The sequence below is a fragment of the Thiohalobacter sp. COW1 genome (assembly GCF_016629505.1).
Classification (GTDB): Bacteria; Pseudomonadota; Gammaproteobacteria; order Thiohalobacterales; family Thiohalobacteraceae; genus Thiohalobacter; species Thiohalobacter thiocyanaticus_A.
This window is the reverse complement of the sequence record NZ_AP024239.1, coordinates 1,273,238-1,295,386: the sequence shown is the minus strand read 5'-3', so window position 1 is coordinate 1,295,386 and position 22,149 is coordinate 1,273,238. Positions and strand designations below refer to the sequence as shown.

Below are 22,149 nucleotides of genomic sequence, written 5' to 3'. Positions count from 1 at the left end.
TGACGCGGCAATCTCCAAATGGCTGGTTATACGTTATGAGATTGCCACGCTACGCTCGCAATGACGGCTGACTCAGTGCCATTCGATTGTGAAAGGGAAACAAACATCATGGTCCGCAACAGTAGAAAATCCAGCATCCGCTTCAGCGGCACGGGATTCCTCACAGTCCTGTTTCTGAGTCTCTTTGTGTCCGTCCCCGCCGCCGCCGAGCGCGTCAAGGACATCGCCACGGTGGCCGGGGTGCGCGACAACCAGCTGGTCGGCTACGGCATCGTGGTGGGGCTGGACGGCACCGGTGACAAGACCCCCTTCACCGTGCAGAGCGTGAAAAGCATGCTGGCCCAGTTCGGCGTCAAGGTGCCGGATGATCAGCGCATCTCGCTCAAGAACGCCGCGGCCGTGACCCTGAGCGCGGATCTGCCGCCCTTTGCCAAGAAAGGACAGAAGATCGACATCACCGTATCCTCCATCGGCGATGCGACCAGCCTGCGCGGCGGCACCCTGTTGATGTCGCCCCTGCGCGGCGCCGACGGTCAGGTCTACGCCATCGCCCAGGGCAACCTGGTGGTGGGCGGATTGAGCGCCGGCGGCAACGACGGCTCGCGCATCACGGTCAACGTACCCAGTGTCGGCCGCATTCCCAACGGTGCGACGGTCGAGCGCGAGGTGCTCAGCCCGTTCATGGAGGGTGACAGTCTGACCCTGAACCTGCATACCCCGGACTTCACTACCGCCAATCGTCTGGCCAGATCCATCAATGACCTGATCGGACCGGATTCGGCCCGCCCGATGGATGCCGGTGCGGTCAGCGTCAATGCCCCGCGTGACCGCTCCCAGCGGGTGGCCTTCGTCTCGCTGCTGGAGAACCTGGAGGTCAATCCGGGCGAGGCGCCGGCACGGGTGATCGTCAACTCACGCACCGGCACGGTGGTCATCGGCCAGCACGTGCGGGTGATGCCGGCCGCCGTGGCGCACGGCAATCTCACTGTCACCATCACCGAGGATCCCCAGGTCAGCCAGCCGGCGCCGCTGTCCGAGGGCGAGACGGTGGTGACACCGTCCACGACCGTCGCCGTGGAGGAAGAGGACAATCGCATGTTCCTGTTCGAGCCCGGCGTGACGCTGAACGACATCGTGGTGGCGGTCAACCGCGTGGGCGCAGCGCCCAGCGACCTGGTCGCCATCCTGGAGGCCCTCAAGCAGGCCGGCGCTCTGCGCGCCGAGTTGGTGGTGCTATGAATCATAAACACACCGTAGGATGGGTGAAGCGAAGCGCAACCCATCGGAACCGCTCCAAGCCGATGGGTTACGGCGCTGCGCGCCTGCACCCATCCTACGGGTGCACGGGGTGACGTGATGAACAAGGTCGCCGACGCCAATGCCTTCATGGATCTGCAGGGCCTGGCCGCGCTGAAGAGCCGGGCGGTGGAGTCCGGCGGCCGTGATATCGACACCCTGCGCCGGGTGGCGGGGCAGTTCGAGTCCCTGTTCGTACAGATGCTGCTCAAGAACATGCGCGCCACCAGCTTCGATGAGGGCGGCCTGCTCAACAACGATCAGATCAAGTTCTATCAGCAGATGTTCGATCAGCAGATCGCGGTCGAGGCCACCAAAGGCAAGGGCCTGGGCATTGCCGACATGCTGGTGCGCCAGCTCGGCGGTGAGCCCCGCTCGGCCGGCGAAACGGGTATGCAGGCACCGCCGCAGGTGCCGGCGGTCACGCGTGAGACCCTGTTTGGTCCGCAGGCGGCGGTCGCACCGGCTGAGAACAACCGCGGGCAGGACGCTCAACACCCTCACCCCGACCCTCTCCCGGCAGCGGGAGAGGGGGCCAAGGTGTCGCTGCGCGCTGAGTCTCTCGGTGAGCCCGGCAATCCGCGCGAGTTCATCCGCGCCCTGTGGCCGCATGCCCGGCGTGCCGCCGCCGCCCTCGGTGTCCCGCCGGAAGGCGTCCTGGCCCAGGCTGCACTGGAGACCGGCTGGGGCCGCCATGTCATGCAGCAGCCCGACGGACGCAGCAGCCACAACCTGTTCGGCATCAAGGCCGATGCCCGCTGGTCGGGTGAACAGGTGAGCAAACCGACCCTGGAATTCCGCGAAGGGGTCATGCAGCAGGAGCGGGCGGCCTTCCGCGCCTATGATTCCCTGGGCGCGGGTTTCGAGGACTATGCCCGTTTCCTGCAGGAACAGCCACGCTACCGCGAGGCCCTGCGGGCCGATTCGGCTGAGGCCTTCGCCGCGGCCCTGCAACAGGCCGGCTATGCCACCGATCCGCAGTACGCGCGCAAGATCAACGCAATCATGAACCATTCCGATTTCCGCCAGCAGGTGGCCGCGCTCAAGCAAGCGGAGGGCGGGCCGTTAGCCTCTGCAGGGGAATCGGGTGGCGCAGCCGGCCAGCTGCCGGATGCATCATCAGCCGCGCCCTCGCGCGCACAGGAGAGCTAACCCATGGCCAGCGGGATTCTCGGTACGGCCTCGTCGGCGCTGCTGTCGTTTCAGCGGGCGCTGGCGACCACCGGCCACAACATCGCCAACGTCAATACCGACGGCTTCAGCCGCCAGCGGGTGGACCTGAGCACCCAGACGCCGAACAGTTCCGGTGCCGGCTTCATCGGCAACGGGGTGCAGATCGACGGTGTCCAGCGCAGCTATGACGATTTCCTGGAACGCGAACTGCGCAGCAGCATCGGTGCGCGTGACAGTTCCCGTACCTACGCCGAGTTCGCCTCGGTGGTGGACAACCTGCTGGCGGATCCGAATTCGGGGCTGTCGCCGGCGCTGCAGAACTTCTTCGACTCCATCCAGCAGGTGGCGGACGATCCCACCGCCATCCCGGCGCGCGAACTGATGCTGAGCGAAGCCGAGTCGCTGGTGGCCAGTTTCCGCCACATCGACGGCGAACTCGACGGTCTGCGTGAGCGTATCGGCATCGAGTTCCGCAACCAGGTGGCCGAGATCAACGATCTCGCGGATTCCATCGCCAGTCTCAACGAGGACATCGCCCTGGCCTTCGGTTCAGGTACCGGGCAGCCGCCCAATGACCTGCTGGACCAGCGCGACCAGCTGGTACTCAAGCTGTCGGAGAAGATCGGCGTGACCACGCTGGAGCAGTCCGATCACACGCTCAATGTCTATATCGGCAATGGCCAGCCGCTGGTGGTGGGGCAGAAGGCGGGCAGTCTGAGCGTGCAGCGCAACAGCCTTGACAGTCAGCAGCTGGATATCGCTTTCTCCTTCGGCGGGGGCGGCTCGAGTCTGATCACGGACAAGATCAGCGGCGGCAGTCTGGGCGGTATCATCGAGTTCCGCAAACAGGTACTGGATCCGTCTCAGAACCGGTTGGGCCAGATCGCGGTTTCTCTCGCCGAGACCTTCAATGCCCAGCACCGTATCGGTCAGGACCTGGACGGCAATCCCGGCAGCAGCCTGCCGGATTTCTTCGCCGTTACCGATCCGAACGACCAGGTATTCTCCAATCTGACCAATGCGGGTTCCTCCAGCCTGGATGTCGCTTTCGATACGGCAACCATCGATCAGCTGACCGCGGATGAATTCCGCCTCAGCTACAATGGTGGTACCTGGACCCTGGAGAATCTCACCAGCGGGGCCACCGACACGATCACGCCGGGGACGACCTTCACCGGGCACGGCCTGAATATCGATCTCAGCGTTACCGGCACTGCGGTCGACGGTGACAGCTATCTGCTGCGGCCGACCCGCCAGGGCGGCAATGGCATCGCCGCCAATATCACCAATCCACGCGAAATCGCCGCGGCCGCGCCCGTGCGCATTGACGGCCAGACCAGCGGCACCGGCATCCCGACCAATACGGGCAGCGGCGAGTTCTCCTCAGGCACAGTCACCGGCAGCCTGCCGGCGCTACCCATCACCCTGACCTACGATGACACCACTATCCCCCCCTTCTTCAGTGGTGGTGGTTATTCATTCGACTATGATCCGACTTCTCAGTCGGGCGATACCTTCACCGCGGCCGATACCGGCATCAGCGGGCTGGAGTTCACCATCTCGGGTACCCCGGCCAACACCGACCAGTTCGTGATCAGCGCCAACAGCGGCGGCGGCGGCGACAACCGCAATGCCCTGGCCCTGGCCGGCCTGCAGACCGACAGGACCATGAACAACGCCTCCGCCAGCTTCCAGGACAGCTATGGCCAGATGATCGCCGATGTCGGCGTCAAGACCCGGCGCGCCCAGACCCTGGCCACCACCCAGAGCAATCTGGCCAACCAGGCCCAGGCGAGGCATGACGCGGTCTCGGCGGTCAACCTGGACGAGGAGGCCGCTGAACTGCTGCGCTGGCAGCAGGCCTATCAGGCCGCCGCCCAGGTGGTCACCATCTCCGACACCATCTTCCAGACGCTGCTGCAGGCGACAGGCAGGTAAGACGACATGCGCATCTCGACCTCACAACTCTATCTGCAGGGATTGCAGGCCATCCAGGATCAGCAGACCCAGCTGGCGCGGGTCAGCAACCAACTCGGTACCGGCCGGCGGATCATCTCGCCGGCCGACGACCCCGCGGCCAGCGCCTCCATCGTCGGTCTCAACGAGGACCTGCAGCGGCTGGAACGCTTCCAGACCAATGCCGATCGCGCCGAGTCGCGTCTGGGTCTCACCGAGACCACGCTCGATTCCGGCATCAGCGCCATGCAGCGGCTGCGTGAACTGGCCATTACCGGCCTCAACGGCAGCCAGAGTGCCGAAAGCCGTGCCGACATCGCCGCCGAGGCGCGCCAGCTGCTGGATCAGATGATCGCGCTGGGCAATACGCGTGACGCCAACGGCGAATACATCTTCGGCGGTTTCCAGAGCCAGACCCAACCCTTCACCCAGACCGCCGGCGTGGTCAGTTACAACGGCGATCAGGGCCAGCGTTTCCTGGCTGTGGGAGAGAATCGTCAGGTCGCGGTGACCGACAACGGTTCGGATATCTTCATGGCCGCCCCGGCCGACAACGCCCAGAGTGCCTTCACGGTGATTGCCGAGTTTGCCGCCGCCATGGAGAACAACACGCCCCAGGATCTCGATTCCCCGCCGCGCTCGGCGCATATCCTGGACGACATGGACGCGGTACTCGACAACATGAGCGGGGCTCGCAGCACCATCGGTGCGCGTCAGCGCGCCATCGACCTGCAGCGCGAGCAGAATGCCGACGCCATCCTGCGCATGGAACAGACCCGCTCGGGGCTGCAGGATCTGGATTTCGCCGAGGCCGCGACCAATCTCCAGCGCCACACCGCCGCGCTGGAGGCCGCACAGCTGAGCTTCACCCGTATCCAGGGACTGTCGCTGTTCAATTTCCTGAGATAATTGAAGAGCGCCACGGAATACACGGAAAACACGGACGAAAATAAAGAAACCTCCGATTGATTCGTCATTGCGAGGAGCGGAGTGACGTGGCAATCTCCAACCGATTGATACTACTGTACGAGATTGCCACGCTTCGTTTATGCCCTCTGGGTACTCGCAATGACGTAGCCGGCAGGTTGGGTTACGTTTTTCGCCGGGATAAAAATAAGAGGCCCGTAGGTCGGGTTAGCGAAGCGTAACCCGACAGGTACCGCGGAGCGTCGGGTTACGCCCTGCAGGCCAACCCGACCTACGGCCTGTTTAAGTCTGTCCGTGCTTTCCGTGTATTCCGTGGCGCTCTTGATCTGTTAAAGCCCGCCCAGCCGCCGACCGATAGCCATGCAGGCCCGCAAAAGGTCGGATATGGCACCGGATCCCAACACGACTGTCCTGCTGATCGAGGAATCGCCCACGCTGCGCTATGCGCTGGAGCGGCTGCTGCGCGACAGTGGTTTTGCCGTCGCCGCCGCGGAAACCTTCAGCGCGGGCCTGGAGCGGTTGAGCGCCGCGCCCGGCGCCGCCGGCATCGGGGTGGTGATCATCGGCTGGCCGGTGCATACCCGCCCGGAGGCCGACGATCTGTTCACCCTGCTGGAGGAGCCGGATCTCGCCGCCGTCCCGGTGCTGGTCATGGTCACCGACCCGGAACCCGCCACCCGGGCCTGGGTGGTGCGCCGCTCCCACACCGCCATGCTCGACTGGCGCCTGCATACCGAGGCGGCGGCGACCATCAATACGCTCAGGGCCGCGCGGGAAGCGGGCGAGGGCGTACTGGAACCGCCGCTGGCCGACCAGGGCGGGACCCGGGTCCTGTTCGTGGATGACTCACCCAGCGTGCGCGCCTACTACCGGAGGCTGCTGAGCGGGCAGGGGTATCGCCTGGAGATGGCTGCCAATGTCGACGAGGGCTTCGACAAGGCCCGCAGCCAGCCCTTCGATATCGCCATCATCGACTACTTCATGCCGGGGGCCAATGGCGACGTGCTGTGCCGCTGGCTGCGCGATGACCCGGCCACCCGCCACATCACCAGCGCCATCTTCACCAGCACCTATCTGGACCAGGTGATACAGGACTCGCTCAATGCCGGTGCGGCCGAGTGCATGTTCAAGGACGAGCACGACGCCCTGTTCCTGGCCCGGGTGGCGGCGATGAGCCGCAGTGTGGCCGGCCGCAGGTCGATCGAGGCCGAGCGCCAGCGCCTGCAGAGCATCCTCAACTCGGTGGGCGAGGGGGTCTACGGCGTGGACGCCGAAGGGCGGATCACCTTCGTCAATCCGGCCGCGCGCCTGATCCTGGGGTATGACGAGAACCGCGAGCTGCTCGGTCAGTCCGCCCATGAACTGTTCCATTACGCCGATCAGAACGGCACCCCCATCGCACCGCTGAGCGGCCTGCTGCAGTCGAGCTACGGCAGCCGCCAGATCCTGCGCAGCTGGGAGACCTGCTTCTGGACCCGCGAGGGCAGCTCGGTGCCCATCGAATGCACCGTCTATCCCCTCTACATGGCCCGGGAGCAGCAGGGCTCGGTGGTCGCCTTCCGGGATATCTCCGAGCGCAAGAACCTGGAGGAGCGGCTGCTGTGGCAGGCAACGCATGATGCGCTCACCGAACTGTTCAACCGGCGTTACTTCGAGGAACAGCTGGAAGCCGAATGTCAGTGGCAGCAGCGCCAGCGGGCCACCAGCGCGCTGCTGTACCTGGATCTGGATCACTTCAAGTACATCAACGATACCGAGGGCCATGCCGCCGGCGATGCGCTGCTGATCCAGGTGGGGCGCCGGCTGCTGGAACGCCTGCGCCGCACCGATACCCTGGCCCGGTTGGGCGGCGATGAGTTCGCCATCCTGCTGCGTAACATTGAGCCGGAAGAACTGCAGGAGGCCAGCGAAGCCTTCCGGGCCGCGGTGTCGGAGCAGGACTTCAACTATCACGGTAAGACATTCAAGGTCCGGGCCAGCATCGGTGCCGCCCTGATCGATGCCGGCACGCCGTCGCCCGGCGAGGCCCTGGCCGAGGCCGACATCGCCTGTCACGTGGCCAAGCAGCAGGGCGGCAACCGCAGCCATGTCTACGATCCGCATGACCGGCACAAGGATCTGATGGATCGGGAACTGGGCTGGTCCAACCGCCTGCGCGAGGCCCTGCGCGTGGACAACTTCCTGCTGCACTACCAGCCCATCATACCGCTCGGAGGACTGGATGGCGCACAGCTTGATTCGCTTCCGGATGGCAACCTGTGGAACTGGTTCGCCGGCCATCCGGCCTCCTGCCACGCCTGCTTCGAGGTGCTGCTGCGGCTGCGCGGACCGGATGGGGAGGCCATCGCCCCGGACAATTTCATCCCCACGGCGGAACGCTTCTACCTGATGCCGGAAATCGACGAATGGGTGCTGCGCAATGCCCTGCTCAAGCTGGGCGAAATGAACCGGGTGTTCCGCAAGGCCTGCTTCTCCATCAATGTCTCGGGGCATACCCTGTGCAACCGCGACTGGCCGGCCCGGGTGCAGCGGCTGATCGGCGAGCACGGCGTGGATCCGGGTTGCGTTACCTTCGAGGTGACCGAGACCGCCGCCATCTGCGACATGGGCGCGGCCCGGCGCGCCATCAACAGCATCCGCGATCTCGGCTGCCGTTTCTCGCTGGATGATTTCGGCACCGGTTTCAGTTCCTTCTCGCAGATGAAGCAGCTGCCGGTGGACTACATCAAGATCGACGGCATGTTCGTCCAGGCCATGGCCTCGGATCCCATCGACCAGGCCATGGTCCAGTCCATGAACGACATCGCCCACTGTCTGGGTCGTCAGACCGTGGCCGAGTACGTCAACAGCCGCGACATCCTGCAGCTGCTCATCGCCTGCGGCGTCGACCACGCCCAGGGCCACTACATCGCCCGCCCGCTCGAGGACCCGGCGATGGTGGGTGAGTGAGGATCAGGAGCGCCACGGAATACACGGAAAGCACAGATATTTGAAGTGGTCCCGTAGGATGGGTGGAGGCGCTGCGCGCCGCAACCCATCGCTCGGCCCGATGGGTTGCGCTGCGCTCCACCCATCCTACCCGGCTAACCCGACCTACGGTCCACGCCCAGATTATCCCTTTTTATGCCTTCCGTGTATTCCGTGGCGCTTTTACAATAAAAATTAACAGGTTTCGTGGATTTCGTGGCCATCCCCCCGCAGCGTCAAAAAACCCTAAAGATTCGTCCCCGCCGCCCGCTATGCCTGTTGGGAGCGGTGAATATTTCGAGCCTCGAAGTATATCCGCTAGTCAACAACCGAATCCCCGTGGCAAACACAGCGCCACCCGGGACAAGGAGATCGAATCATGGCACTTATCGTCAACACCAACATCGCCTCGCTGAACGCCCAGCGCAACCTGACCAATTCCCAGAACACCCAGGCATCGGCCCTGGAGCGCCTGTCCTCCGGCCTGCGCATCAACAGCGCCAAGGACGACGCCGCCGGCCTGGCCATTTCCGAGCGTTTCACCACCCAGGTGCGCGGCCTGACCCAGGCGGCGCGCAACGCCAATGACGGCATCTCCCTGGCCCAGACCGCCGAGGGTGCGCTGGGCGGCCTGACCGAGAGCCTGCAGCGTATCCGCGAACTGGCCATCCAGTCCGCCAACGCCACCAACAGCGACTCCGACCGCGCCGCGCTGCAGACCGAGGTCGCCGAACTGGTCGAGGAAATCAACCGCGTGGCCAACACCACCACCTTCAACGGCGTGAACCTGCTTGACGGCAGCTTCTCCGCGCAGGCCTTCCAGGTCGGCGCCAACGCCAACCAGACCGTGTCCATCGATACCATCACCGACGCCAACACCGATGTGCTGGGTCAGCAGAACACTGCCACCGTGTCCGGCAGCGGCGCTGTCTCCGGTGCACTCACCTCGGGTGATCTGACCATCAATGGCAATGCTGTGGCCGCGACCAGCCAGGATGCCGCCGCCATGGCCGCCGCCATCGAGGCCGCCGACTCCAGTGTCACCGCGACCGCGACCAATGAGCAGACCGGCGTCACCTTCAACGATGTGGTCGGCACCGCTGCCACCGCCGGCACCAATACCGCCTCCACCGCCATGACGGTGTCGGATTTCAGTACCGACACGGTGAGCTTCGATGTGGACGGCATTACCGTCACCCTGAATGCTGACTACACTGACCTGGATGGCGTCGAGGCCGAGATCCAGTCGCAGCTGGATACGGCATCTTCCGGTACCTATGCCGTCAGCCGTGACGTCTCCGACAACCTCATCATCGCCACCACCGCGACCGGCTCCGCTGCCACCGCGCCTGTGGTCAACAACTACAACGGCGACCTCGATGGCGGCGCCGGCACGGTGACGGATTTCGTGACCGGCACCACCTCGGATGGCGCCGACGCTGTCGCGCCTGACTTCACGCTCAGCATCGATGGCACCGCCCTGGACTTCTCCAGCGTCAATGGCGACGGCACCATCACCGCCAGTGAAGTGGCCGGCCTGATCAATGCCCTGGACGGCTATACCGCTTCGGGTTCCGGTACCACCCTGGACATCACCAAGGCTGACGGCAGCAACATCGCCGCGGTCGAGGGCGGCACCGATGCCGCGGGTGACCTGAACACCACCTTCTATGGCACGCTCGAACTGACCAGCAATGCCGACATCGAGATCGGCGGCAACGATCCGAGCCCGGCTGGTTTGTCCGCCGGCACCACCTCGGCTGCCGTGCAGGCCGGTACCGCGGTTGACAGCATCGACATCTCCACCGCCGCCGGTGCCCAGACCGCGATCGACATCGCTACCCGGGCCCTGAACGACATCAACAGCGCCCGCGCCGAACTCGGTGCCGTGCAGAACCGGTTCGAGGCGGTCATCGACAACATCGGGGTGACCAACGAGAACCTGACCGCCGCCCGTTCGCGCATCCTGGATGCCGACTTCGCGGCCGAAACCGCCGCCCTGACCCGCAGCCAGATCCTGCAGCAGGCCGGTGTCTCCGCGCTGGCCCAGGCCAACAGCCTGCCGCAGCTGGCCCTGTCGCTGCTGCAGTAAGGAGGTGAGTGAACCCGCCCGGGGCGTTGCCCCGGGTGTGGTTTCAACTCCGGTTTCAGAGGCATGCCGATTATGAACAGCGAATTGAGCATCGCGACATCCCTGATTCCCGCCCGTACCGAGATTGCCACGGTGCGCAAGCCCGCTGCCGCCCAGGAACTCAGCGTGGTCCCCGGCCAGGCCTTGCCGCCGGCAGACAACATGAGGCAAGGGGCCGCCGTCGAGGAGCAGGGGCGTGAGCCCGAACGGGCACCCGATGAGGCCGGTGCACTGCAGCAGGCAGTGACCCGGATGAATGATTTTGTCCAGAACCTGCAGCGCGATCTGCGCTTCGAGGTCGACGACGAACTGGGACGGACAGTGATTTCCGTCGTGGATTCAGAAACAAAGGAAGTGATTCGTCAGATCCCGCCGGAGACCGTGATCGAGCGCGCCCGACGCCTGCAGGCGCAGGAGGACGCAGCCGAGGGTCTGCTGTTCCGGGAGCAGGCCTGAGCTGGCCTGTTTATTGCTAACTGCGTAATAGCCACGGAAAACACGGAAAGCACGAAAGGGAACAACAGGGAAGCAGGCCATAGACGGGTAGGATGGGTGGAGCGCAGCGCAACCCATCGTGCCAGGCGATGGGTTACGGCGCACGGCGCCTCCACCCATCCTACGGGGCTACTTCAAATGTCCGTGCTTTCCGTGTTTTCCGTGGCCATGATCTAAGCAACAACGAGACAGCAGATGGCAGGCAGTATCACATCAACCGGGCTGGGTTCCGGCCTGGATATCGAAAGCCTGGTCAGCCAGCTGGTGGCCGCCGAGGGGCGGCCCGCCCGGCAACGGCTCGACCGCAACGAGGCCGAACTGCAGGCCCGGATCAGTGCCTACGGCACCCTCAAGGGTAGCTTCAGCGCCTTTCAATCCAGCCTCAACAGCCTGACCAGCCTGTCCGGTTTCCAGAGCAAGTCCGCCAGTTCCAGTGACAAGGCAGTGGCCACCGTCACCACCACCAATGCCGCAGCCGCCGGCAGCTATGACCTCGAGGTCTTCGACCTGGCCCGGACCCAGCGCCTGGTCAGCGATCCCGCCGCCGGGGCGGATTTCACCGCCCTCGATGACGTGGTCGGGACCGGCACCCTGAGCTTTTCCTTCGGCACGGTCGGTTACGACGAAGGCACCGACAGTGTCACCGGTTTCACCCGGGATTCCGACCGGGCCGTGCGTACGGTGGAGATCACCGATGGCAGCCTGACCGGCATCCGGGATGCGGTCAATGCCGCCGACATCGGGGTGAAGGCCTTCATCGTCTTCGACGGGACGAACTACCGTCTTGGCTTTGCCGCCGAGGATACCGGCGCGGCCAATGCCATGCAGATCAGCGTCAGCGACGCTGACGGCAACGATACCGACGCCGCCGGCCTGTCGCGGCTGAACTTCAATGAAACGACGAATTTCATGCTGCAGAACCAGGCCGCGCAGGATGCCAGCGCCAGTCTCAACGGCATTGCCATCACCAGTGCGAGCAACACCCTGGATACGGCGGTCGAGGGCGTAACCTTCAATCTGCTGGCCGCGGGCACCACTGCTGTGACGGTCAAGAGCGATCCCGGCGCCATCACCAAGAACGTCGAGGCCTTCGTCAATGGTTACAACCAGCTCTCCAGTACCATCAAGCAGCTGAGTTCCTATAACCCGGAGACCGGCCGCGCCGGTATCCTCAACGGCGATGCCACGCTGCGCGGACTGGAATCCCGACTCAATCGCGTGCTCGGCACACCGCTGGAGGGTGCCGACAGCAACTACCAGATCCTGGCCCAGATCGGCATTACCCGCACCGGCAGCAACGGCGGTCTGGAACTGGACAAGAGCAAGCTCGAGGCCGCGATCCGGGACAACCCGGAGGCCGTGACCGGCCTGTTTGCCGCTTTCGGCCAGTCCGCTGACAACGAAGTCGGATACCTGAGCGCGAGCGAGGATACCCGACCGGGCGACTACGCCGTGAACATTACCCAGTTGGCCACGCAGGGGCAGCTGAGCGGTTCCCAGGCCGCCGGCCTGACCATCACGGCCGGCAGCAACGACACCCTGGCGGTGAAGGTCGACGGCATCAGTGCCAGCCTCACCCTGGCCGCCGGCACCTATACCGCGGCGGAACTGGCCGCCCGGATTCAGTCCGGACTCAACGGCACCGAGGCCTTTCAGGACAACGGTGTGGCGGTCCGGGTCAGCGAGAACGGCGGGGTGCTTAGCATGGTCTCGGATCGCTACGGCTCGGCCTCGAAGATCGAAATCGCCGGCGGCAACGCCGCCACCGATCTGTTCGGCGCCGCGCCGACCAGCACCGACGGTGTCGATGTCGCCGGCAGCATCGGCGGTGTGGCGGCCACCGGTTCCGGCCGCATCCTGACCGGCGCCGGCGATGCCGCCGGACTGAAGCTGGAGATCACCGGCGGCGCGACCGGCGATCGCGGCACGCTCAACTTTACCCGTGGATTTGCCGATCAACTCAGTACATTGGTCAGCGGACTGCTGGATGATGACACCGGACTGTTCGATCCGCTGACCGAGAGCCTGCAGGATCGGGTTTCCCGGATCGAGGACGAACGTCTGGAGTTGAACCAGCGGCTGGCAAACCTCGAAGAACGCTACCGGGCCGAGTTCAACGCCATGGACCGCATCCTCGGCCAGTTGCAGGGTACCAGTGATTTTCTGACCCGCCAGCTGGAAACCATTCCGGTCATCGGACAGAACAACCGTAACAGAAGATAGTGAGCGACAGGGCGGTACGCCCGAGAGACTCATGCCAACAAGGCGCCGGGCACAGAGCCCGGCAGGCAGACAGTAAAACGGAGTGACATCCATGAGCTACCCCGGCACCCATGCAGGACTTCAGCAGTACCGCCAGGTCAACACCCAGGCCCGGGTGGAGTCGGCCAGCCCGCATCGGTTGATCCAGATGCTGATGCAGGGCGCCCTGGACCGCATCGCCACCGCCCGCGGGGCGATGGAGCGCGGCGAGATCGCCGCCAAGGGCGAGCAGATCAGCTGGGCCATCTCCATCGTCGGCGGCCTGCGCAGCAGCCTGGACCTGGAGACCGGCGGCGAACTGGCCGGCAATCTGCGTGACCTGTACGACTACATGGAACGCCAGCTGCTGCAGGCCAACATCCGCAACGAAGTGGCACTGCTCGACGAGGTCAGCGGGCTGATCCGGGAGATCAAGTCGGCCTGGGACCAGGTCGGCGACCAGCCGCCGCAGGCGGTAGGCGGCTGAGAAGAGCAAGAGCGCCACGGAATACACGGAAAACACGGACCTGATCTTGGCATCGCCGAGGCGCTATGCGCCCGGCAATGAATCTGCATCCGGTCATCCTGACGCTGGTCGATATGACCATGGGTTTCACCTGACTTACTTCCGTGTATTCCGTGGCGCTCTTAAAGAGGCTTAAGCAATGGAACATGATTTGGAACAACTGCTGGCACTGACCCGGACGCTGCAGGCCCGGGCCGAGGCCGGGGACTGGGACGCTGTCGAGCAGACCGGCAGCCGGCAGCGGCAACGGCTGGAGGGCTGGTTCGCGGCCCATGCCGCCAGCGGGCTGACGCAGCCGCAACGGCAACTGCTGGAGCAGATCCTGGAGTGCAACCGCCGGGTGGGGGAGTTGCTGCAGCGCAACCGGGACCGCCTCGGCGGCGAACTCCACAGCCTGAGACGCGGGCGCAGCGGCGCGGCCGCCTACGCGGCCAATTCCTGAAAGCCACAAAACCCAAATGCGCCACGGAAAACACGGAAAGCACGGACAGTAGTGAGTCTGAGGCGGAAGTGTTTTCAGGGATTTTCCGTCATTCCGCCTGCGCCGGAATGACGACGATTCAAGTCGAGCGGAGACCGGACAGCTTTTGTCGTCGCATTTTCCGTGCTTTCCGTGTAGTCCGTGACGCTCTTGATCTTTCCCGTCGGAATTTTGACATTTCTCCTGAACGGTGGTTTACTAGGCCCGGATTGTCCGGAAAGGGGTCCGGCAATCACTGACAAAGCCTGGTGCGTCGCTACGCCTCGAACTGCGCAACCGGGCGCAATAAACGGTTCGGGAGGAATCATTTCATGTCTGCTGATGGCAAGGTCCTCGTAATAGAAGCCGATGCCGGGCGCCGCCAGGATCTGCGCGCGGTGATCCAGTTCATTGAACACGAACCCGTCATGGTCGAAGACTGCGACCGCTGGGCGGAGGCCGTGGACAATGCCAGTGACCTGCTGGCGGTTCTGGTGGGCAAATGCAAATCAGACAATGCCTTGGAGAAACTCCTTAAGAGCATACATGACTTCGACGGCCACCTGCCGATCTTCCTGCTGGCCGAGAAGGGCAGGGAGCCGACCGTGGCCATCGACGCCGGTTCCTGCATCCTCGGCCGCATCGAGGTGCCGGTCCGCTATACCCAGCTGACCAATGCCATGCATCAGGCCGAGATCTACCGCGAGTCGCGCACCGAGGCCGGTCGCCAGCGCCCGGTGGATCTGTTCCGCAGCCTGGTCGGCAGCAGCCGCGCCATCCAGCAGGTGCGCAAGCACATCCAGCAGGTGGCCGATTCCGACGCCAACGTACTGATCCTGGGCGAGTCCGGCACCGGCAAGGAGGTCGTGGCGCGCAACATTCATTATTACTCTTCCCGCCGTGATCAACCCTTCGTCCCCATCAACTGCGGCGCCATCCCGCCCGATCTGCTGGAATCCGAGTTGTTCGGTCACGAGAAGGGCGCCTTCACCGGTGCGATCAGCGCCCGTCAGGGCCGGTTCGAAATGGCCGAGGGCGGCACCCTGTTTCTGGACGAGATCGGCGATATGAGCCTGCCCATGCAGGTCAAGCTGCTGCGGGTGCTGCAGGAGCGCACCTTCGAGCGCGTCGGCAGCAACAAGCCCATCGAGGCCAATGTGCGCGTGGTCGCGGCCACCCACCGCAACCTGGAGGAGAACATCAAGGACGGCAGCTTCCGCGAGGATCTGTTCTATCGCCTCAACGTCTTCCCCATCGAGATGCCGCCCCTGCGCGAACGGGTCGAGGACATCCCGCTGCTGGTCAACGAACTGATCCGCCGCATCGAGCACGAGAAGCGCGGCTCGGTGCGCCTGACCTCCGGCGCCGTCATGGCCCTGTGCCAGTACAACTGGCTGGGCAACGTGCGCGAACTGGCCAACCTGATCGAACGCATGGCCATCCTGCACCCCTTCGGCGTGGTGGACGTGGGTGATCTGCCCGAGAAGTTCCAGACCGAGGCCGCGCTGACCAGCGTGCGCGAGCAGCAGGAATCCGGACAGGCGCCGGCGTTCAGCGATGAACTGGTGCTGACGCCGCCCCCGATCGAGTACCAGGAACCACGCCTGCCGCGCAGCGGCATCGATCTGAAGGAACACCTGAGCAATCTGGAGCAGTCCTTCATCAAACAGGCCCTGGACGATGCCGGCGGCGTGGTCGCCCATGCCGCCAAGCGCCTGGGCATGCGCCGCACCACCCTGGTGGAGAAGCTGCGCAAGTACGGTCTGCAGCGCGGCGAGATGGCGTCCTGAATTTATAAAGATCAAGATCAGGAGCGCCACGGAATACACGGAAAGCACGGACAAGATCGATAAATGGTGACACAGGTCGGGTTATAACCCCGCAGGGCGTAAGCCAGACTTACCTTCTTTCGTCATTCCCGCACAGTCTTTCGTCATTCCCGCGCAGGCGGGAATCCAGCAACCGCGCGGTATCTGGATCCCCGTCTGCGCGGGGATGACGATCGCGGCTATTACAACAGCATTCATTTTCCGTGCTTTCCGTGTATTCCGTGGCGCTCTTTTGAATGATTTCCCCGTCGCTGTTTTGACGCCTCTTTCATCCAGCCTTTATAACCTACTGAATAAAAACAACTAGTCATTTCAGGCATGCATGTTGCAACCGTGTCGGCACAACGTCGAACGGACACCCGCATGGCCGCAGCATCCGCACAACCCGACCCGCAGCAACTCCAGGAGGCCTTCCAGGCCTTCAACCGCATGTCGTCCGCCCTGGAGCACAGCTACCGTGAGTTGGAGCAGCAGGTGGCGGGGCTCAACCGCGAACTGGCGGCCAGCCGCTCCGAGCGGCTGCAACTGGCCGACCGGCTGGAGACCCTGATCGCGGCCCTGCCGGGCGGGGTGCTGGTACTGGATGCCGACGACCGTGTCAGCGAATGCAACCCCATGGCCCGGGACCTGCTCGGCACGCCGCTGGTCGGCGCGACCTGGGACAGTATCCGCCGGCACTGCTTCGATGCACCCGGCAGCGACGGCCACGACATCCGCCTGTATGACGGCCGCTGGATCCGCATCTCCGAGCGGCCGCTGGATGCCGGCACCGGACGTATCCTCCTGATCAACGAAATCACTGAGACCCGCCGCCTGACCGAGGCGCTCAACCGCCAGCAGCGGCTGTCGGCCATGGGCGAGATGCTGGCCGGGCTGGCGCACCAGTTGCGCACGCCGCTGTCTGCCGCGCTGCTGTATGCCTCGCAGCTGAGTGGCATGGACAGTGCCGACCACCGGCCGCAGCAGCTGGGCGGGCGCATCGTCGAACGGCTGCGGCACCTGGAGCGCATGGTCAACGACATGCTGGCATTTGCCCGCGGCGGGCAGGGCGGGGAGGCGGAGGCGCTGCCGCTGGGCCGCCTGCTGCAGACCCTGGAACAGCAGCTGGAGCCGCAGCTGGCCGGAGTCGACTGGCACTGCGACTGCAGCGATCCGCAGGTGCCGGTGCAGGGCGACGAGACGGCCCTGGTGGGCGCATTGTCCAACCTGGTCATCAATGCCCGGCAAGCCGCGGTGCAGACACCTGTTATCCGGGTTACGGCAGAGCAGCAGGCCGATGGTGCCGTGCTGATCCGCGTCAGCGACAACGGGCCGGGTATCCCCGCCGACGTGTGCGAGCACATCTTCGAACCCTTCTTCACCACCCGCGCCAAAGGCACCGGGCTGGGTCTGGCCGTGGTCCGCGCCACGGTCGAGGCTCACCGCGGTGAGATCTCGGTCCTGTCCGAGGCCGGTGCCGGCACCACCTTCAGCCTGCGCCTGCCGCCGGCACCGCTGGCCGGGGCGCTGGCCAGCGGTGCGGCCGGTGCAGACATATCCAAGCAAGGAGTCCAAGCATGAATGAAGCCACGGTACTGATCGTCGAGGACGACACCGCCCTGCGCGACGCCCTGTGCGACACCCTGTCGGTGGCCGGCTACCGGGCGTCTGCGGCCGGCGACGGCCGCGCGGCGCTGGAGTTGCTGGCGCGCGAGTCCGTGGCCATGGTCGTCAGCGACGTGAACATGCCGGAACTGGACGGCCACCAGCTGCTGGCGCGCATCCGCGACAGCCAGCCCGGCCTGCCGGTGGTGCTGATGACGGCCTACGGCACGGTACAGAAGGCAGTCGAGGCCATGCGTGCCGGGGCCGCCGACTACCTGCTCAAGCCATTCGATGCCAACGCCCTGGTCGAGCTGGTCCGGCGCTATCTGCCCGAGGCCGCGGCGGCCGATGAGGGTGTGGTGGCGCAGGAGGCCCGCACCCGTGAACTGCTCGGGCTGGCCGAGCGGGTGGCCAACACCGACGCCACCGTGATGATCACCGGCGAGTCCGGCACCGGCAAGGAGGTGTTCGCCCGCTATGTGCACGAGCGCTCGCCGCGCCGCGACGGCCCCTTCGTGGCCATCAACTGCGCGGCCATCCCCGAGAACATGCTGGAGGCGGTGCTGTTCGGCTACGAGAAGGGCGCCTTCACCGGTGCCTACCAGGCCCGCGCCGGCAAGTTCGAACAGGCCAGCGGCGGCACCCTGCTGCTGGACGAGATCTCGGAAATGGATCTGGGCCTGCAGGCCAAGCTGCTGCGGGTGCTGCAGGAGCGCGAGGTCGAGCGCCTGGGCGGCAAGCAGCCGATCCCGCTGGACGTGCGGGTGCTGGCCACCTCCAACCGGGTGATGCGCGAGGAGGTTGCTGCCGGGCGTTTCCGCGAGGATCTGTTCTACCGGCTCAACGTGTTTCCCCTGCACCTGCTGCCGCTGCGCGAGCGTCCGCGCGACATCCTGCCCATCGCCCAGCGGCTGCTGGAGCGCCACACCCCGGCCGGCCGGGCCGTGCCGACCCTGTGTCCGGACGCCGAGCAGCGCCTGCTGGCCTATCACTGGCCGGGCAATGTGCGCGAACTGGAGAACGTGCTGCAGCGCGCCGTGATCCTGATGCGCGGCGACTGCATCGAGGTCGATGAACTGCACTTCGAGGCCGAGCAGATGAGCGTTCCGGCCGGCATCCAGGCCCCGCCGGCGGCGGCGCGCACGGGGTCGGCTGCCCCGGCGGCGCCGCAGACGGTCGAGGAGGATCTGAAGGAAGGGCTGCGCAATCGCGAGCATCGGCTGATCATCGAGGCGCTGGAGAGCGCCGGCAGCCGCAAGGCGGCCGCCGAACAGCTGGGCATCAGCCCGCGCACCCTGCGCTACAAGCTGGCGCGGATGCGGGATGCCGGCATCGCCATCCCGGGCTGAAGCTGGCCCGGTTTCTGCATTATTCCGGGACCAGGGCCGGGAAACCTGAATGTAGTCATCCGTAGCGGAGTCACAGGACATGAGTGAAATCGACGTCAATCAACTGCTCAATCAGATGCGGGTCATGGCCCAGGCCAGCCAGGCCGGCGCCGCCGGCGGCACCGGGTCCGCTGCCGGGCCCGAGGCCGCCGGGGGCGCGGAGGGTGTGGACTTTTCCGCCATGCTCAAGCAGTCCATCGATACCGTGAACCAGTATCAGCAGGCCTCCGGTGACATGTCCAAGGCCTTCGTCACCGGCGATCCGAACACCAACCTGAGTGATGTGATGATCGCCATGCAGAAGGCCAGCGTGTCCTTCGAGGCGATGAAGCAGGTGCGCAACAAGCTGGTCGAGGCCTACCAGCAGGTGATGAATCTGAGTGGTTGATTAATATTTGATTCGTCATTGCGAGGCGCGTAGCGCCGCGGCAATCTCCAACCGGCACAGCCTGATTTGCGAGATTGCCACGCTGCGCTCGCAATGACGGGAACCCGGACCCGATAACAGAGCGACGACAACAATGGCATTGGTACCCGCTGAATCGAACACCGGCTTCGCCGCCCTGCCGGCCTGGCGCCAGATGGCCTTCATGGTCGTGCTGGCCGCCGGCGTGGCGATCGGGGTGGCGGCCTTCTTCTGGCTGCGCGCCCCCACCTACAGCGTGCTCTACAGCAACCTGGCCGAGGCTGACGTCACCCAGGTGATGAACGCGCTGCAGCAGCACGGCATTCCGCACAGGATCGATCAGGGCACCGGCGCGCTGATGGTGCCGGCGGGCGAGGTGCACAATGCCCGCCTCAAACTGGCCGGCGAGGGGCTGCCCGAGAGCGGCGTGGCCGGGTTCGAGTTGCTCAAGGAGGAACAGGGGTTCGGGACCAGCCAGTTCATCGAGAACGCCCGCTACCAGCATGCCCTGGAAGGGGAGTTGTCCCGCACCGTGGCCGCACTGCGCAACGTCAAGGAGGCACGGGTGCATCTGGCCCTGCCCAAGCGCAGCGTATTCGTGCGCCGTCAGGAGGAGCCCACCGCCTCGGTGGTGGTGCATATGTATGCCGGGCGCAGCCTGGACGAGGGTCAGGTCGCCTCGGTGGTGCACCTGGTCGCCTCCAGCGTCCCGCACCTGAATCCCGGCAATGTCACCGTCGTGGACCAGAACGGCAACCTGCTCAACTCGAAGCAGGATTCCGAATTCGCCATGACCGGTACCCAGTTCACCTATAACAGGAAACTGGAGGAGACCTATACCCAGCGCATTCTCAGCCTGCTCGAACCCATGGTGGGCAACAACGGCGTGCGTGCCCAGGTCACGGCCGAGCTGGACTTCACCCGCACCGAGCGTACCGAGGAAACCTACAACCCGGATCTGCCGGCGCTGCGCAGTGAACAGGTCAGCGAGGAACAGATGGGGGCGGGCGGCGGCGCGGTCGGGGTGCCGGGCACCCTGGCCAACACCCCGCCGGGGCCGCAGGCCGAGGCTGCGGGCATGAGCCAGTCCAACAGCAGCCGGCGCAGTACCCGCAACTACGAGCTGGACAAGACCATCAGTCACACCAGGCTGGCCACCGGCACCATCCGCCAGCTGTCCATCGCCGTGGTGATCGACGACAAGCGGGTGCCGGGACCGGACGGCACGGCCACCCGCGAGCCTTGGACCCAGGAAGAACTGGACAAGTTCACCACCCTGGTGCGCGAGGCCGTGGGCTTCGATGCCCGCCGCGGCGACAGCGTGCAGGTGATCAACGCCGCCTTCCAGGAAGCGCCGGTGCCCGAGCCGCTGCCCGAGCCGTCGCTGTGGGAACAGGCCTGGGTCTGGGATGCGCTCAAGCAGACCGCCGGCGTGCTGGTGGTGCTGATCTTCTTCTTCGGCGTGCTGCGCCCGATCATGCGCAACCTGGCCGAGCGCGGCCGCTCTGAGCAGTCGGGTATGATGCCGGCCATGGAGGGCGCGGACATGAGCAGCCCCGAGGCGCTGGCCGCCGCGGCCGGGCAGGGCGCGCTGCCGCGGCCGGCCCAGGCCTACGAGGAGCAGATGGGCAACGCCCGCAACCTGGTCGCGCAGGATCCCAAGCGGGTTGCACAGGTGGTCAAGAACTGGGTGAAGGACGATGGCTGAGAATACCCCCACCAAGCTCAACGGCGCCGAACGCGCGGCGATCTTCCTGATGTCGCTGGGCGAGGAGAACGCCTCGCAGGTGCTCAAGCACATGGGCCCGAAGGAGGTCCAGCGCGTCGGTGCGGCCATGGCGACCATGACCAATGTCTCGCGCGAGCAGGTGGAGAACGTGCTCGGCGACTTCATGGAGACCTACGACAACCAGACCAACCTGGGCGTGGGCTCGGAGGAATACATCCGCAAGGTGCTGGTGGACGCCCTGGGCGAGGAGAAGGCCGGCACCATGGTCGACCGCATCCTGCTCGGCCACAACACCAAGGGCCTGGAATCACTGAAGTGGATGGACGCGCGCGCGGTGGCCGAACTGATCCGGTTGGAGCACCCCCAGATCATGGCCATCGTGCTGTCCTACCTGGACTCGGATCATGCCGCCGAGGTGATTGCCTTCCTGCCCGAACGGGTGCGGGTCGACGTACTGCTGCGCATCGCCACCCTGGACGGCATCCAGCCGGCCGCGCTGCAGGAACTGGACGAGATCATGGAACGCCAGTTCAGCGGCAATCAGAACACCATCCAGTCCTCGGGGGTGGGCGGCGTGAAGTCCACCGCCGACATTCTGAACTTCATCGACAGCTCGATGGAGGCCGAGATCATGGACATGATCAAGGACGCCGATGCCGAACTGGGCCAGCAGATCCAGGACCTGATGTTCGTGTTCGACAACCTGGTCGACGTCGACGACATGGGCGTGCAGGCGCTGCTGCGCGAGGTCTCCTCCGAGACGCTGATCATCGCGCTGAAGGGCGCCGACGAAGGGGTCAAGGAGAAGATCTTCAAGAACATGTCCAAACGCGCCTCCGAGATGCTGCGTGACGACCTGGAGGCCAAGGGCCCGGTACGCATCAGCGAGGTCGAGACCGCGCAGAAGGAGATCCTGGCCATCGCCCGGCGCATGGCCGAGGCCGGCGATATCAGTCTCGGCGGCAAGGGGGCGGAGGAATATGTATAAACGCAGATGCAGCAGGATGGGTGAAGCGAAGCGCAACCCATCGCCGGGCGGCA

17 protein-coding genes are annotated in these 22,149 nt (G+C 65.1%); 16 read left to right on the top strand and 1 reads right to left on the bottom strand.

Annotated features, from left to right (window positions below):
* Window positions 1–108: 108 nt before the first annotated feature.
* From COW1_RS06020 to COW1_RS05975, 10 genes are all read left to right on the top strand, one after another.
* Complete coding sequence (locus tag COW1_RS06020) at window positions 109–1,239, top strand: flagellar basal body P-ring protein FlgI (RefSeq protein WP_096366006.1); 1,131 nt, start codon at window positions 109–111, stop codon at window positions 1,237–1,239.
* Between the two features lie 117 nt (window positions 1,240–1,356).
* Window positions 1,357–2,448: a flagellar assembly peptidoglycan hydrolase FlgJ gene (gene flgJ / locus COW1_RS06015; protein WP_201345700.1), complete on the top strand. Its 1,092-nt coding sequence runs from the start codon at window positions 1,357–1,359 to the stop codon at window positions 2,446–2,448.
* A gap of 3 nt (window positions 2,449–2,451) precedes the next feature.
* Complete coding sequence (gene flgK, locus COW1_RS06010) at window positions 2,452–4,407, top strand: flagellar hook-associated protein FlgK (RefSeq protein WP_201345699.1); 1,956 nt, start codon at window positions 2,452–2,454, stop codon at window positions 4,405–4,407.
* 6 nt (window positions 4,408–4,413) lie between these two features.
* A complete protein-coding gene (gene flgL, locus COW1_RS06005; protein WP_201345698.1) occupies window positions 4,414–5,334 on the top strand; it encodes a flagellar hook-associated protein FlgL in 921 nt (306 codons plus the stop codon).
* A gap of 402 nt (window positions 5,335–5,736) precedes the next feature.
* Window positions 5,737–8,301: an EAL domain-containing protein gene (locus COW1_RS17175; RefSeq protein WP_201345697.1), complete on the top strand. Its 2,565-nt coding sequence runs from the start codon at window positions 5,737–5,739 to the stop codon at window positions 8,299–8,301.
* 397 nt (window positions 8,302–8,698) lie between these two features.
* Window positions 8,699–10,411, top strand: coding sequence for a flagellin (locus COW1_RS17170; protein ID WP_304941085.1), 1,713 nt, complete (start codon window positions 8,699–8,701; stop codon window positions 10,409–10,411).
* A 72-nt stretch (window positions 10,412–10,483) separates the two neighbouring features.
* Window positions 10,484–10,906, top strand: coding sequence for a flagellar protein FlaG (locus tag COW1_RS05990; RefSeq protein WP_231971577.1), 423 nt, complete (start codon window positions 10,484–10,486; stop codon window positions 10,904–10,906).
* 234 nt (window positions 10,907–11,140) lie between these two features.
* Entirely contained in the window at window positions 11,141–13,168 is a 2,028-nt protein-coding gene (gene fliD, locus COW1_RS05985; RefSeq protein ID WP_201345696.1) for a flagellar filament capping protein FliD, read from the top strand.
* A gap of 91 nt (window positions 13,169–13,259) precedes the next feature.
* Window positions 13,260–13,673 carry a flagellar export chaperone FliS gene (gene fliS / locus COW1_RS05980; RefSeq protein WP_096366014.1) on the top strand — a complete coding sequence of 138 codons (414 nt, stop codon included), beginning with the start codon at window positions 13,260–13,262 and terminating at the stop codon, window positions 13,671–13,673.
* A 178-nt stretch (window positions 13,674–13,851) separates the two neighbouring features.
* Window positions 13,852–14,154: a flagellar protein FliT gene (locus COW1_RS05975; protein ID WP_096366015.1), complete on the top strand. Its 303-nt coding sequence runs from the start codon at window positions 13,852–13,854 to the stop codon at window positions 14,152–14,154.
* Between the two features lie 74 nt (window positions 14,155–14,228).
* On the opposite strand, the gene COW1_RS05970 is transcribed toward COW1_RS05975, so the two are convergent.
* A complete protein-coding gene (locus COW1_RS05970; protein WP_201346139.1) occupies window positions 14,229–14,591 on the bottom strand; it encodes a hypothetical protein in 363 nt (120 codons plus the stop codon).
* Here COW1_RS05970 and COW1_RS05965 point away from each other — a divergent pair.
* The 6 genes from COW1_RS05965 to fliG all read left to right on the top strand — a co-directional run bounded on the left by COW1_RS05965 (window position 14,505) and on the right by fliG (window position 22,096).
* Window positions 14,505–15,962, top strand: coding sequence for a sigma-54 dependent transcriptional regulator (locus COW1_RS05965; RefSeq protein ID WP_096366016.1), 1,458 nt, complete (start codon window positions 14,505–14,507; stop codon window positions 15,960–15,962). The genes COW1_RS05970 and COW1_RS05965 overlap by 87 nt on opposite strands.
* 402 nt (window positions 15,963–16,364) lie before the next feature.
* Window positions 16,365–17,561 carry a PAS domain-containing sensor histidine kinase gene (locus tag COW1_RS05960; RefSeq protein ID WP_201345695.1) on the top strand — a complete coding sequence of 399 codons (1,197 nt, stop codon included), beginning with the start codon at window positions 16,365–16,367 and terminating at the stop codon, window positions 17,559–17,561.
* Window positions 17,558–18,934 carry a sigma-54 dependent transcriptional regulator gene (locus tag COW1_RS05955; protein ID WP_201345694.1) on the top strand — a complete coding sequence of 459 codons (1,377 nt, stop codon included), beginning with the start codon at window positions 17,558–17,560 and terminating at the stop codon, window positions 18,932–18,934. The genes COW1_RS05960 and COW1_RS05955 overlap by 4 nt, the downstream gene beginning before the upstream one ends.
* Window positions 18,935–19,013: 79 nt before the next feature.
* Window positions 19,014–19,361: a flagellar hook-basal body complex protein FliE gene (gene fliE / locus COW1_RS05950; RefSeq protein ID WP_096366019.1), complete on the top strand. Its 348-nt coding sequence runs from the start codon at window positions 19,014–19,016 to the stop codon at window positions 19,359–19,361.
* Window positions 19,362–19,494: 133 nt separating this feature from the next.
* Window positions 19,495–21,087 (top strand): flagellar basal-body MS-ring/collar protein FliF, encoded by a 1,593-nt coding sequence (gene fliF / locus COW1_RS05945; protein ID WP_096366020.1) that lies wholly within the window; start codon window positions 19,495–19,497, stop codon window positions 21,085–21,087.
* A complete protein-coding gene (gene fliG, locus COW1_RS05940) occupies window positions 21,080–22,096 on the top strand; it encodes a flagellar motor switch protein FliG (RefSeq protein ID WP_096366021.1) in 1,017 nt (338 codons plus the stop codon). The genes fliF and fliG overlap by 8 nt, the downstream gene beginning before the upstream one ends.
* The last annotated feature ends 53 nt before the right edge of the window (window positions 22,097–22,149 follow it).

Excerpts from the sequence above, each read along its gene's own strand:
- fliS (WP_096366014.1), top strand. The coding sequence starts at position 13,260 with ATGAGCTACCCCGGCACCCATGCAGGACTTCAGCAGTACCGCCAGGTC.
- fliD (WP_201345696.1), top strand. The coding sequence starts at position 11,141 with ATGGCAGGCAGTATCACATCAACCGGGCTGGGTTCCGGCCTGGATATC.
- COW1_RS05990 (WP_231971577.1), top strand. The coding sequence starts at position 10,484 with ATGAACAGCGAATTGAGCATCGCGACATCCCTGATTCCCGCCCGTACC.
- COW1_RS05960 (WP_201345695.1), top strand. The coding sequence starts at position 16,365 with ATGGCCGCAGCATCCGCACAACCCGACCCGCAGCAACTCCAGGAGGCC.
- flgL (WP_201345698.1), top strand. The coding sequence starts at position 4,414 with ATGCGCATCTCGACCTCACAACTCTATCTGCAGGGATTGCAGGCCATC.
- fliF (WP_096366020.1), top strand. The coding sequence starts at position 19,495 with ATGGCATTGGTACCCGCTGAATCGAACACCGGCTTCGCCGCCCTGCCG.
- COW1_RS05975 (WP_096366015.1), top strand. The coding sequence starts at position 13,852 with ATGGAACATGATTTGGAACAACTGCTGGCACTGACCCGGACGCTGCAG.
- flgK (WP_201345699.1), top strand. The coding sequence starts at position 2,452 with ATGGCCAGCGGGATTCTCGGTACGGCCTCGTCGGCGCTGCTGTCGTTT.
- COW1_RS05955 (WP_201345694.1), top strand. The coding sequence starts at position 17,558 with ATGAATGAAGCCACGGTACTGATCGTCGAGGACGACACCGCCCTGCGC.
- COW1_RS17175 (WP_201345697.1), top strand. The coding sequence starts at position 5,737 with ATGGCACCGGATCCCAACACGACTGTCCTGCTGATCGAGGAATCGCCC.
- fliE (WP_096366019.1), top strand. The coding sequence starts at position 19,014 with ATGAGTGAAATCGACGTCAATCAACTGCTCAATCAGATGCGGGTCATG.
- COW1_RS17170 (WP_304941085.1), top strand. The coding sequence starts at position 8,699 with ATGGCACTTATCGTCAACACCAACATCGCCTCGCTGAACGCCCAGCGC.
- COW1_RS06020 (WP_096366006.1), top strand. The coding sequence starts at position 109 with ATGGTCCGCAACAGTAGAAAATCCAGCATCCGCTTCAGCGGCACGGGA.
- COW1_RS05965 (WP_096366016.1), top strand. The coding sequence starts at position 14,505 with ATGTCTGCTGATGGCAAGGTCCTCGTAATAGAAGCCGATGCCGGGCGC.
- flgJ (WP_201345700.1), top strand. The coding sequence starts at position 1,357 with ATGAACAAGGTCGCCGACGCCAATGCCTTCATGGATCTGCAGGGCCTG.
- fliG (WP_096366021.1), top strand. The coding sequence starts at position 21,080 with ATGGCTGAGAATACCCCCACCAAGCTCAACGGCGCCGAACGCGCGGCG.